General features: G+C 39.9%; 10 protein-coding genes and 1 tRNA gene. 8 read left to right on the plus strand and 3 right to left on the minus strand.

What is annotated here, in order from left to right; genetic code table 11:
- The first annotated feature begins 93 nt into the window (after positions 1–93).
- Complete coding sequence (locus QL986_RS00260) at positions 94–1167, plus strand: histidine kinase (protein WP_008110465.1); 1074 nt, start codon at positions 94–96, stop codon at positions 1165–1167.
- Positions 1164–1988, plus strand: a complete 825-nt coding sequence (locus tag QL986_RS00265; protein ID WP_024601033.1) for a LytTR family DNA-binding domain-containing protein — start codon at positions 1164–1166, stop codon at positions 1986–1988. The genes QL986_RS00260 and QL986_RS00265 overlap by 4 nt, the downstream gene beginning before the upstream one ends.
- Positions 1989–2049: 61 nt before the next feature.
- Here the strand turns inward: QL986_RS00265 and pyk are convergent, their stop codons facing one another.
- Complete coding sequence (pyk, locus tag QL986_RS00270; protein ID WP_008112452.1) at positions 2050–3486, minus strand: pyruvate kinase; 1437 nt, start codon at positions 3484–3486, stop codon at positions 2050–2052.
- Positions 3487–3836: 350 nt separating this feature from the next.
- Between pyk and gndA the strand changes: the two genes are divergently transcribed.
- Positions 3837–5210 (plus strand): NADP-dependent phosphogluconate dehydrogenase, encoded by a 1374-nt coding sequence (gene gndA, locus QL986_RS00275; RefSeq protein WP_013464864.1) that lies wholly within the window; start codon positions 3837–3839, stop codon positions 5208–5210.
- Between the two features lie 66 nt (positions 5211–5276).
- Here the strand turns inward: gndA and ansA are convergent, their stop codons facing one another.
- Both ansA and sppA read right to left on the minus strand, forming a co-directional pair.
- The gene (ansA, locus tag QL986_RS00280) at positions 5277–6287 is read right to left on the minus strand and encodes an asparaginase (RefSeq protein ID WP_290190966.1); all 1011 of its coding nucleotides are present in this window, start codon (positions 6285–6287) and stop codon (positions 5277–5279) included.
- Between the two features lie 70 nt (positions 6288–6357).
- Positions 6358–8223, minus strand: coding sequence for a signal peptide peptidase SppA (sppA, locus tag QL986_RS00285; protein ID WP_290190967.1), 1866 nt, complete (start codon positions 8221–8223; stop codon positions 6358–6360).
- A 322-nt stretch (positions 8224–8545) separates the two neighbouring features.
- Here sppA and QL986_RS00290 point away from each other — a divergent pair, with 322 nt between their 5' ends.
- From QL986_RS00290 to QL986_RS00310, 5 genes are all read left to right on the plus strand, one after another.
- Positions 8546–10507, plus strand: a complete 1962-nt coding sequence (locus QL986_RS00290) for an NADPH-dependent 2,4-dienoyl-CoA reductase (RefSeq protein ID WP_024601030.1) — start codon at positions 8546–8548, stop codon at positions 10505–10507.
- A 395-nt stretch (positions 10508–10902) separates the two neighbouring features.
- Positions 10903–11451, plus strand: a complete 549-nt coding sequence (locus QL986_RS00295; protein ID WP_013464866.1) for an NAD(P)H nitroreductase — start codon at positions 10903–10905, stop codon at positions 11449–11451.
- Between the two features lie 203 nt (positions 11452–11654).
- Entirely contained in the window at positions 11655–12032 is a 378-nt protein-coding gene (locus QL986_RS00300; protein WP_024601029.1) for a hypothetical protein, read from the plus strand.
- Positions 12033–12130: 98 nt separating this feature from the next.
- Positions 12131–12221, plus strand: a tRNA-Ser gene (locus tag QL986_RS00305).
- A 114-nt stretch (positions 12222–12335) separates the two neighbouring features.
- The gene (locus QL986_RS00310; RefSeq protein ID WP_013464868.1) at positions 12336–12659 is read left to right on the plus strand and encodes a hypothetical protein; all 324 of its coding nucleotides are present in this window, start codon (positions 12336–12338) and stop codon (positions 12657–12659) included.
- Positions 12660–12715: the final 56 nt, after the last annotated feature.

Here is a 12715-nt window from a genome sequence, read left to right on the forward strand (position 1 = left end):
CGATAGGGCTATTAAAAAGTAAGACAGTTGGTAGTGCTATACCTGACGATAAATCGATATAATAGTGACAAATTTACAAGGTAATAATTAATTTTGAATTGGCAGTCTTTAATTGATAACAGACAACGTTTTTTCTGGCTTTTGCAAATTGCAGGCTGGATAGGTTATGCGTTAGTTAACTATATTGGTTCTAAAGTATTCGAAATGCGTGATATTTACGTATTCGTTATTTTACTAAACGCCTATGCGGGCTGTTTAATGACTGTGCCTCTGCGTTATATTTATCGCAAAATTTGGAATGCCTCACCTTGGGTATTAATTATTGTTGTATTTGGCGCCTCTTATATAACCGGTACATTATGGGCCGTGGTGCAAAAGTTTAACCTGTGGGAAATTTATCGCCACGGATATCGTCCTGAAGAATGGTTTTATTATTTACAACAAGGACTCGATTCTGTTTATATTATTTTGTGTTGGAGTGGTTTGTACTTTGGGGTTAAGTATTACCAGTTATTACAAAGTGAACGTCAAAAAGCCTTAAAAGCAACCACGATGGCGCACGAAGCGCAGTTAAAAATGCTTAGATACCAGCTAAATCCTCATTTTTTGTTTAATACGCTCAATGCAATATCAACCTTAGTTTTGGTAAAAGAAAATAAAGATGCTAACTTGATGGTATCTAAATTGAGTGACTTTTTACGCTATACACTTAATACTGATCCAATTAAAAAAGTGCCGCTGGAGCAAGAGTTACATGCATTAATGCTCTATTTAGAAATTGAACGTGTACGTTTTGATGAGCGCTTACAAGTTAATGTGGACGTGAGTGAGCAGGCCAAACAAGCATTAGTGCCAAGCTTAATATTACAACCGATCATCGAAAATGCCATTAAGTACGCCATTGCCCATATGTCAGAAGGTGGTGTTATTGATATAAAAGCGCAAGTTTTTGCTAATGAATTATTACTTGAAGTGGGCGATAATGGGCCTGGCACTGATATTGAAAATGGTCAGTTAGTTAATGCACAAGGCGTAGGGGTGGCAAACACCCGAGACAGATTAAAAACGCTCTACGAAAATAATTACTCGTTTGTATTATCACATAATACGCCAAGTGGATTAAAAGTTAATCTGCGAGTCCCGTTTGAGAAGGCTGTGAAGAAATGACAAGAATAAAAACGCTTATTGTTGATGATGAACCATTAGCACGTAAAGGTTTAGCCGTCAGGCTTGAAGAGTTTTCTGATATTGAAGTGATCAAACTGTGTAGCTCAGGTTTTGATGCGATTGAAAGTTGTAAAAACGAAAAAATTGATCTTGTCTTTCTTGATATTCAAATGCCTGGTATGAACGGTTTTGAAGTCGCACGTGTTTTAAGTGAAAGCAGTAAAGATTTACCTGCCATTGTGTTTGTTACGGCGTTTGATCACTTTGCTGTTAAAGCATTTGAAATTCATGCTTTAGATTACATTTTAAAACCCGTTGATGATAACAGATTAAAACAGGCGGTAGAAAAAGTGCATACCTATTTAAAAACTCAGCAGGATAACGCCCATAAGAAAAAACTAGCGAGTTTCGTAGCAGGGATAACAGGCAATAACTGCGAAGAAATTTTAAAGAAATTAGCCACTGGCGATACCCTTACAGATCGTCGTTATCCTGAATCATTGGCCGTAAAAGAGCAGGGCGAAATTGTCAGAGTACCCGTTGCTACTATACAGTGGGTAGATGCGGCAGGTGATTACATGTGTCTGCATTGCCAAGATGGGCAAACGCATATATTACGTAAAACCATGAAAGAGCTTGAACAAGAATTAGATCCAAGCTTATTTGTACGTGTTCATCGCAGCGCGATTGTTAACACCAAACAAATTAGCAAGCTGGTAACTCAGGTTAGTGGTGAATATTTATTAGTGTTAGATAACGGACAAGAGCTCAAAGTAAGTAGAAGTTACCGTGATAAAGTAAAAGCAGCATTAGCAAGCTAATTTTAATAAATAGCATAAAAAACGCGAGCATATAGCTCGCGTTTTTTTATGCGCGTTACAGTTACGAAACAGTGACTATTTTCATCGTGTTGGTTGCACCAATCGTTTCCATCGCATCGCCGTGGGTAATAATCACGGTATCGCCTGCTTGTAAAGAGCCTGCGGCTACGAGTGTGCTTAATGCATCTTTAACCATGCTATCTTTTTCACATTTTGTAGAGTCAAAAAATACAGGGTAAACACCACGATACAGCGCTGTTTGACCTAATGTACTTGCATGACGTGAAAGTGAATAAATAGGCAGTCCAGAGCTAATACGCGACATCAATTTTGCCGTGCTACCTGACTCAGTAAGGGTGATAATCGCTTTAACAGAGTCTAAGTGGTTAGCTGCATACATAGCTGATAAGGCAATTGATTCGGCATTAGAAGAAAAACGGCTGTCTAAACGATGTTTAGAAACGTGTGTTTCTTTTTGCGACTCAGCACCTAAACAAACACGCGCCATAGTAGCAACGGTTTCTTCCGGGTAATCACCAGCGGCTGTTTCAGCAGAAAGCATCACTGCATCTGTGCCATCAAGTACTGCATTGGCAACATCCATAACTTCTGCACGTGTTGGCATAGGGTTATCGATCATCGATTCCATCATTTGCGTAGCGGTTACAACGGTACGGTTCAATGAACGAGCACGACGAATAATGAGTTTTTGTTTACCCATTAGTGCAGCATCACCAATTTCTACACCTAAGTCGCCACGGGCAACCATAACAGCGTCAGACGCTAAAATAATGTCATCAACTGCTTCTTGTGTTTCTACTGCTTCAGCACGCTCAATTTTAGCTAAAAGCTGTGCATTAGAGCCTGCAGCCTCCGCTAATGAACGCACATAACGCATATCATCGCCACTGCGAGGAAAAGAAACTGCAATGTAATCAACGCCAATTTCAGCAGCGGTGATTAAATCTTCTTTATCTTTTTCCGTAAATGCAGGTGCCGTTAAGCCTCCACCTAGACGGTTAATCCCTTTATTATTAGAAAGTACGCCGCCAACAGTCACAATGGTATGAACTAAGTGACCTTCAACACTTTCTACGGTGAGTTGAATTAAGCCATCGTTTAATAGCAATAAATCACCAGGGGCAACATCTTGTGGTAGCTCTTTATAGTCAATACCGACGGCGTTAATATCGCCTTGGCCTTTTTCCATTTTGGCATCAAGAATAAATTTTGCACCAACAGATAAGGTCACTTTGCCTTCTTTGAAGGTTGAAACGCGAATTTTTGGGCCTTGTAAGTCAGCGAGAATCGCGATGTGCTTACCAAGTTTAGTTGCAATATCTCGAACAGCTTGTGCACGGTCTTTATGATCTTGTGCAACACCGTGTGAGAAATTTAATCGAACGACATTTGCGCCTGCACGAATAATTTTTTCTAAGTTATTATCTCTATCTGTTGCAGGTCCAAGTGTCGCGACTATTTTTGTACGTCTTAACATTAAATTCTCCTGTGTGCTTTTTTTAAGCAAGTTGACGGTTATTTTGTTTTTAGCGATTACTAATAAAGAGCAATCTTTAGTTTTATGCAATTTTTATAACATTGCGACTATTATATACAAAATGAATATGTCATCATTATGACACCGGTGTCACAGGGCGTCAATGATCTAAAAATTTAAATAGCACTGCTATTTCTTCCCCTGAGAGGGCGGTTGTTTGATATAATTGCGGCGTTTATTTTAGCTGTAATAAATGCATGTAGCTTTGCTCATGGCTGCGGTCTGAGTATAATGCACGCGGTATTATTTTAATTTACTAACCAAATAGTTGTTACCGAGGAGGGCACTAAATGCAAGTTGCATTAGTAGGGTTAGGCGTTATGGGGAAAAATCTTGCCCTGAACTTGATTGAAAAAGGGATAACGCTTGTCGCTTATGACAAAAACCCAAATGCGGGTGAAGAATTACTAAGTTGTGCTAAATCACAAGGCATGGCTGATAAACTTCACATTGTCTCTGATTTAGGGGATATGGTTAGGCGTTTAGAAGCACCGCGTTCTATTTTATTACTTGTGCCTGCTGGTGAGTTAGTTGATGCGGTTTGCAACGAGCTTATTGAAGCGGGTGTTCAGTGTAGTGATATTATTGTTGATTGTGGTAACAGTAATTATAAAGACGGTATTAACCGTAAGCTCAAATACCAAGATAAGTTTGAATTTGCCACTATGGGTATTTCAGGCGGTGCCGAGGGTGCACGTCACGGTCCAGCTATGATGGCCAGTGGTTCTGAAGGTGGTTGGGAGCGTGTCGAGCCATGGTTTACAAAGGTTGCTGCAAGCTATAAAGGCGAGTCGTGTTTTGCGCGTGTAGGGCAGTCAGCTAGCGGCCATTTTGTAAAAATGGTTCACAATGGAATTGAATACGCACTCATGCAACTGATTGCAGAAATGTATCAGCTATTGCGTCACGGCACTAATCGCTCACCTAAAGAAATTGCAGAGATATTTAACGAATGGTCTCAAGGGCAACTAAATAGCTATTTACTGTCAATCTCAAGCCATATTTTATCACTTGAAAATTCGCATAATGTGCCGCTTGTAGATTTAATTGACAATAAAGTAGGCGCAAAAGGCACCGGTTTATGGACAGCACAAAACGCCCTTGAATTAGGTATTGCGGTACCGTCGTTAGTGGCTGCTGTACAAGCTCGTCATTTAACCAATGCGTGTAATACCACTGCCGCACAAGAAATGACATACAGCGCACAAAATACCACGCAAGTTGATATTGATTTAGATGAATTAAAAGATGCGTTTACCCTTGCGAGCCTGTTGGCCTATCGTCAAGGACTTGCATTAATTAAAGGCGCTTCACGAACTCATCAATGGAAAGTTGATTTAGCGAAAACGCTACAAACATGGCGTGCAGGGTGTATTATCCGTGCTGATTACCTTGATAGTGTAGCGCAAGGCGTTGAGTTTATTGATACCCTTGAAAAAGAGTCATTAGCGATGCGTAAAGTGACTGGCCAAGCCGTTATGACGGGTCTGGCGTTTCCTGTGCTTAGTGCAACACAAACCTACTTAGCAACGCTAACAACACCAAGTAATGGGCACTTAGTTCAAGCCCAGCGTGATTACTTTGGTGAGCATGGCATTAAAACCCACAGTGGTGAAACGTGTCATTTAACTGACTTAGTTGATATTGACGCAAAAGTTCGTTAATAAAATCTAAGTAATTAAAAAGGACGCTAAGTAGCGTCCTTTTTTGTTATTCGCTTAACTGATTACTTAACGGGTCAGCTCACCACGCAGGTTATCTTGCATTAAATGGCGAATTGTTTCAATTTCTAGGTTTTGACTAAACAAGTAATGCAGCTTAGTTAAGCATGCTTCTAAGGTCATATCGTAACCGCTGATCACGCCTATGTTTAACAGCGCATTACCCGTGGCATAACCGCCCATGTTCACTTGGCCTTTTAAACATTGGGTTAAATTAGTAATAATAACACCCCGTTTACTTGCTTCATCCAGAATCGCTAAAAACTCAGGGTCTTGTGGCGCATTGCCTACACCAAAGCTTAGCAGTACAAGGGCTTTAATATTGCCATTAACTAAGCTTTTTACTACTTCTTTGCTGATCCCTGGGTATAAATACAGCACGCCAATAGCTTGCGGTGTAATAGGGGTAACTTGGAGTTCATTTTCTACATACGGGCTTAATTGCCCTTTGAACAGCTGAATATTAATACCTGAAAGTGCAAGCGGCTCTAAGTTAGGTGAGGCGAATGCATCAAACCCATCTGCATGGGCTTTAGTGGCACGATTACCTCTGAACAACTGATTATTAAAAAATAAGCTGACTTCTGCAATGGGATAGTTAGCCGCTAAATACATTGCATTAAGTAGGTTAACTTGGCCATCTGAGCGTAATTGAGACAGCGGAATTTGTGAGCCGGTCACAATAATAGGTTTAGTTAAGTTTTCAAACATAAACGAAAGAGCTGATGCAGTATAGGCCATAGTATCGGTGCCATGCAGTACCACAAAGCCATCGTAATCTTGGTATTTACTTTTTATGTCATCGGCGATGAGTTGCCAATGAGCCGGTGACATATCTGAAGAATCTATAAGCGGGCAGTATTCATGAATATCAAATAGTGGCATTTCTTCACGATTAAACTCTGCGTTATTAACCACGGTTTCGGTTAAAAACCCTTCAGCAGGAATATAGCCGCGGATTGATTTTTTCATTCCTATGGTACCGCCAGTGTAAGCGATATAAATGCGTTTACGTTTCATAAAAAAAGCCCAGTAAAAAAACTGGGCTTAGTATAACGCTAACTGCTAATCAATACAGCCTGTTAAGGCACTATTGTGCAACTGTACACTCTAAACAGCGGGCATAAACACCTTGTGGATCGTTATAATCTTTTAGGTTTTCTACTTCAATGCTTAATTGTTTAATAACACTTTGCAGATTAGCTTGGCTGGCTAATACTGCTGTTTTTTGTGTTTCAAGCCCAAGTACTGATTTAACGGCGGCACTGCCGAAAATATCTTGAAGCATTTTTTCTTGTGGGCTAAGCGATTGCTTAATTGTTTTAACGTCATAGTAGTTAAGCTTTGCAAGCTCTGCAGCTGCTTTAATCGCATCTTGTTTATTACCAAGTTTATCAACTAAACCAAGCTCTTGAGCTTGAGAGGCAATCCATACCCGACCTTGGGCAATTTTATCAACTTGCTCTGGGGTCATATTACGTGCCTCAGCAACCACATCTAAAAAGCGTCCATATGCTTCTTCAACACTCATTTGAATAACTTTAGCCATTTTCTCGTTAAGTGGGCGAGTGATTGAAAAACCTGCCAATTCGGTGGTCGCTACGCCATCTGAATACACGCCTATTTTAGCGAGGGTATCTTCAAATGTCATAAAGGTACCAAATACGCCAATTGAACCGGTAATTGTACTCGGCGCTGCCCAAATTTCATTGGCCGCCGATGCAATCCAATAACCGCCTGATGCAGCTACTGAGCTCATTGATGCAATAACGGGTTTACCAGCAGCTTTAAGTGCAAGTACTTCAGCACGAATTACTTCTGAGGCAAACATGCTGCCACCGCCTGAATCTATTCGTAAAACCACCGCTTTAACCTTGTCATCAAGTCGGGCTTTGCGAAGGAGGGCTGCAGTTGAATCACCACCAATTTCACCAGCACGGCGTTCACCATCAACAATAGTGCCTTTAGCAACCACAACAGCGACTTTTTCAGTCATAGGGTTATCAAACTCAATAGGCGGTTTTACTAAACTTAAGTATTCACCAAAAGAGACTTGTTTAAATGTTTTTCCATCTTCATTTTCTCCAACCAATTCAATTAATTGTTGGCGAATTTGCTGATTGGTTTTTAATGAGTCAACCCATTGGTTATCCAGTGCATATTTACCGGCATCACCATTAGCGGCTTGCATTTTAGCTAAATAAACATCCATTGTTTCATCAAAGTTTGACTCATCAAAAGGACGTACAGCACTAACGTCTTGCTTATATTCATTCCATAAAGCACCAAGCCATACGCGGTTTGCTTCTTTAGCTGCCTCTGACATATCATTTCTGATAAACGGTTCAACGGCCGATTTAAAGGTACCTACACGGAATATATGCTGAGTGACTTCTAATTTTTCTAATGCGTCTTTGAAGTAAAGCGGGTACATACCGTAGCCTTCAATAAGCACACTACCATAAGGATGCATCGCAATTTCGTCTGCATGCGCGGCAATGTAATATTGTGCTTGGGTGTAGTAATACCCTGAGGCAATCACTTTTTTACCAGTTGCTTTAAATGTTTCAAGTGCCTGCGTAATTTGTTTGAGCTTATTTAAATGTGCTTTTGGCATTTCTTGTAAATCAAGCAAAATAGCGCTTATACGCGAGTCTTGTGCTGCTTCATTAATTACTTCAACTACATCGTCGAGCAATATTTCACTGGGTGAGTCAGCACTGGCCGTTGCATCATTGATAGCGGCTTCAACAGGGTCTATATAGGTTTTTTCTTCGACAATAGGGCCATTAAGGTTAAGTCTAAGAACAGAGCCCTCTTCGACAATAATTTTATCACCGTCACTTGATACCGATACGATAAAAATGACGACCAAAAATAAAAACAATACGTTGAGTATTAAACGACGTGAGAAGTTGATCCCCGTCCATATACCTTTAAATACCTTTGCTATCAAAATAGCTCCTTAAATTGGTACAGCTAAAAAGTTATTGCCATCTTAGCGTAGAATATAAATAAATTTAACTGCTAAATCGTAACGAAACATTTATAAATTCAATTACACTTGAGATTAAACACGTGTTTATTTAATAAATAATTACTGAAATTATGGCTGTAGTCACTACTTTTAACTCACGCTATTGGTCAATATAAACGCAGTCAACAGGTTTTAAGTTAAAAAATTATTAAGTTTAATCTGCTCATATATTGCTTATTGTTGGTCATTAAAGCAGAATTGACTAAATGCACACAGGTTAGACCAGTTATTGGGGCACAGGATGTTAGAACAAAAATTAGAACTAAAACACACACAATTACGTAACCGTTTAGTAATGGGATCAATGCATACCGGCCTCGAAGAGGGATGGCATAATCGTAAACGCCTTCGTGCTTTTTATGAAGCACGTGCTAAAGGTGGCACAGCAATGCTCATTACGGGGGGATATAGCCCTAATCTTCGCGGCAAGTTAACGCCTATTTCATCATCATTTAATAGTTATTATGATGTTTTTAAACACCGCGCTTATACACAAGCTGTTCATCAACATGGTGGTAAAATTTGCCTGCAGTTATTGCATGCTGGGCGCTATGCTTATCATCCATTCAATCAAGCCCCAAGTGCGATAAAAGCACCGATCAATCCTTATAAACCTAAGGCTATGTCTTTAAGTTCAATTAAAAAAACCATTAAAGATTTTGCTCACTCTGCATATTTAGCAGAAAAAGCAGGTTACGACGGCGTAGAGGTGATGGGCTCTGAAGGTTACTTAATTAATGAATTTATGGCACCGCATACAAACAAACGAGACGATGAGTTTGGTGGCAGTCTTGAAAACAGAATGCGTTTAGCTGTTGAGATTGTAAAAGCAGTAAGAGCTAAAGTTTCAGATAAATTTCTAATTATTTTTAGACTGTCTGTTATCGATTTAATTCCGAATGGCTCAACTCCTGAGGAAGTAACACAACAAGCTATTGCACTTGAAAAAGCAGGTGTTGATATTTTTAATACTGGCATTGGTTGGCATGAAGCACGGGTACCGACAATTGCAAGCATGGTACCCCCAGGCGCATTTAAAGAAGCGTCAAAGCGGTTGAAAGATGTTATTAGCGTGCCTGTTATTGCCGTAAACCGCATTAATACACCAGAGATTGCCAACGATATTTTAACGGCGGGTGAAGCTGATTTAATCTCTATGGCGCGCCCTTTACTTGCCGATCCTGAGTTCTTTAATAAATATCAAGCCAAGCGCTCTGAACATATTAATATTTGTATAGGGTGTAATCAGGGCTGTTTAGACCATGTATTTAAAGGTAAACGTGCCACTTGCTTAGTTAACCCACAAGCGGGTTTTGAACTTGATTACCCTCTAGAAAAAGCCGCAACAGCTAAAAATGTATTAGTGGTTGGAGCGGGTCCTGCTGGGCTTTCTTCAAGTTGCTACTTAGCGCAAAAAGGTCACAATGTAACGCTTATTGACCAAAAGCAGCATATGGGTGGGCAGTTTAATTTAGCCATGCAAATACCTGGTAAAGAAGACTTTAACCATACATTGGCTTACTTTACCAATGAACTTAAGCGTTTAAACGTCACCATTGAATTAGGAAAAGCATTTGATGATAGTATGCTAAGTCAGTTTGACGATGTGGTTTTTGCCACGGGTGTAAGGCCACGTGAAGCCTCTATAGAATGTAGTGATGACAAACGTGTTTTTGCCTACGATGAAGTCATTCGCGGTGAGGTTGAACTTGGTAACTCGATTGCGATTTTAGGCGCAGGCGGTATCGGTTTTGATATGGTGGCATTTTTAAGTGAACATAAATCACAAAGTATCAGCGACTTTAAAACCCAGTGGGGAATAGAGTGCGATGCTCAGCCTCATAAAGATGAGCGTCAACTTTATATGCTTAAACGCAGTGAAGGGCGCTTTGGTGGTGATTTAGGTAAAACAACCGGTTGGATACATCGTCAAGTTGCTAAACAACATGGCGTTAAGCAAATTGCCAATTGCCAGTACCATCGTTTTGATAAAAACGGCCTAACTATAAGTGTTTCTGGCGAAACGCAAGTATTGCCAGTTGATACTGTGATTGCTTGTATTGGCCAAGTGTCTAATGACGAACTATTTAAGGCGCAAGCAGAGAATGCCAAGGTTCATGTTATTGGTGGCGCTAAACTGGCAGCGGCTATTGATGCCAAGCGCGCTATATTTGAAGCTTTACAAGTTGCACGCAGTATCTAATATGCAATTTAAGTAAGTACACGGGTCTGATTATTTTTTAAAGATAGTTAACTTATAATCAGACCCTTATATTGTTGATTTTTACCTTATCCCATTCCTTGTATAGCTAATAAATACGCTATTGCGACTTTCAATGGTGCCTCGGCTACAACGCTTAACTGGCAAAATTAAATCTATAAAGCCCCTCATTAGTTCGACCTAATTATTTACACGCAAAAGGCTAGCGCCATTTTGTAATGGCACAAATACACGGCTATTTGGGTTGCGATATTATTTGTGTGCTTTTTTAACCTAGGTACTTTCTTGATAAGCAAATAATAACAGCGGGGTGCCCATTATATTTTAACCTAAGGGTTTCAATGGTATGCTATTGTTTTGTCTTTTGAGTAATTATAATGGATGCTATTGAGCTTTTATTAACCCGCCAGTCAGATGCAAAACTGACAGAGCCAGGCCCTAATGAAGAACAACTAAACATTATTCAGCAGGCTGGGCTCAGAGTTCCCGATCATGGCTGTATTGCGCCTTGGCAATATATCATTGTTCAAGGGGATGCACGTCATAAGTTGGGTGAAATTTATTATCAAAGCGCTTTGGCCGAGCAGCAAGCTGAAAAAGTAATTAATCGTGCTAAAGAGTTACCCCTTAGAGCACCCATGATCATTATTGCCATTGCAAAATATCAACAACATCCAAAAGTACCAAGAATAGAACAAGTTCAAAGTGCAGGCTGTGGCGTGCTGGCTATGCAACAAGCCGCATTTGCACAAGGGCTTGGCGGTATTTGGCGCACAGGTTACTTTGCACAAAGCCCCAGTGTTAAACACGCGCTTAACTTAAATAATGATGATGAAATAGTGGGTTATTTGTATTTAGGGACGCCAGCAGTTGAGTGTAAAAAGTCACCGCGCCATAAGCCAGAAAACTATTTTAGTTTTTTGTAGCAATAGGATGAACTTTTTATATTCAATATAGTCATAATTCATTAAGTTAATCGTGTTACACTACCGCGGTTAATATTGTAGCTGCGAGAAGCGCACGGAAGCACCATACGCAATAAATCTTCTTCAGTTTGTTTTTTAATCGGTTGTTTTTTGGTAATGTATGGAAAGTCTTACCAATAATAACGATAAAGAAGACGAAAATGATGGGAAATTTATTTTTACGTGAAAAAGAAAACTGGTTTGCTTGGTCAATCTGGGGTGTTGTTGGCGCGCTTGCGACATTTTATGTTGCAATGAATACACAAGCAGCTCACTTTATTGCTGCAACTGCGATGGGCGTCCTAGTACTACTAACATGGTGGATGCAACAGTCTCGACGATTTGATTTTGGCAGAGCCTTTAAAATATGCTGCTATGTTCTATTATTCACCGTCCTACCTTCGTTTGTGTTAGTTGTGATCCCAAGTGATGATTTAAACCGCTTCGATTTAATATTTCAAAGTATTGCATTTTTAACTGCCAGCTTATTGGTGTGTTTAGTATGTTCTTGGATTGCCCGCAGACCTAAACAATATTACTAGGGTTTATGACTATCTTGGTTAATATTTAACTATTTAATCAGTTTTAGTAAAATAGGGCTTTACAAGCTAAGCGTATGATCTTATTATGCGCGCCGTACGGAGAGATGGCAGAGTGGTCGAATGCACCGGTCTTGAAAACCGGCAGGGGTTTATAGCCCCTCTAGGGTTCAAATCCCTATCTCTCCACCATTATTTAAAAAACCGCCTTATTGGCGGTTTTTTGCTATCTGGAGCTTTATTATGTCACAGTCCCCGGAGTTATCCTTCTCTAAACGTTTACTTAAGCACATCCTGCTATGGACTGTGTTTGGTTATTGTTACCAAAGTGCCATATCGTTATTACAAAAAATGGCCATTGATGCATACCCAGATAATGCGCTGATGATGACTTTCTTATATGGCATCGGGTTTAATCTTTTATCCGGGCATTTAATCACAAAATACGATCATTTTTGGCCAGTGTGGGGCGCGTTTTACATTGGCATTATCGGTTTGGTGGCTGTGCCTCTTTTGTTGATCGGCGTGGTCGGATTGTTGCCGATGAGCTTACTTGTTGGAATTTTGCTCAGTTTACCTGTGTGTACCTTTGCTATTGGTTTAATTAAAGAAAAACTCAATAAAAACTAGCCCCAAACGGCTTTTATTTTGTGATAGCATATACGGGTCTTTTAACTAACAAAACG

Source organism: Pseudoalteromonas sp. APC 3250 (assembly GCF_030407915.1).
Lineage (GTDB): Bacteria > Pseudomonadota > Gammaproteobacteria > Enterobacterales > Alteromonadaceae > Pseudoalteromonas > Pseudoalteromonas tetraodonis.

What these genes read in the sequence shown, in the direction of transcription:
- QL986_RS00265 (WP_024601033.1), top strand. Translation starts at nt 1,164, where the DNA reads ATGACAAGAATAAAAACGCTTATTGTTGATGATGAACCATTAGCACGT.
- pyk (WP_008112452.1), bottom strand. Translation starts at nt 3,486, where the DNA reads ATGTTAAGACGTACAAAAATAGTCGCGACACTTGGACCTGCAACAGAT.
- gndA (WP_013464864.1), top strand. Translation starts at nt 3,837, where the DNA reads ATGCAAGTTGCATTAGTAGGGTTAGGCGTTATGGGGAAAAATCTTGCC.
- ansA (WP_290190966.1), bottom strand. Translation starts at nt 6,287, where the DNA reads ATGAAACGTAAACGCATTTATATCGCTTACACTGGCGGTACCATAGGA.
- QL986_RS00290 (WP_024601030.1), top strand. Translation starts at nt 8,546, where the DNA reads ATGTTAGAACAAAAATTAGAACTAAAACACACACAATTACGTAACCGT.
- QL986_RS00295 (WP_013464866.1), top strand. Translation starts at nt 10,903, where the DNA reads ATGGATGCTATTGAGCTTTTATTAACCCGCCAGTCAGATGCAAAACTG.
- QL986_RS00300 (WP_024601029.1), top strand. Translation starts at nt 11,655, where the DNA reads ATGGGAAATTTATTTTTACGTGAAAAAGAAAACTGGTTTGCTTGGTCA.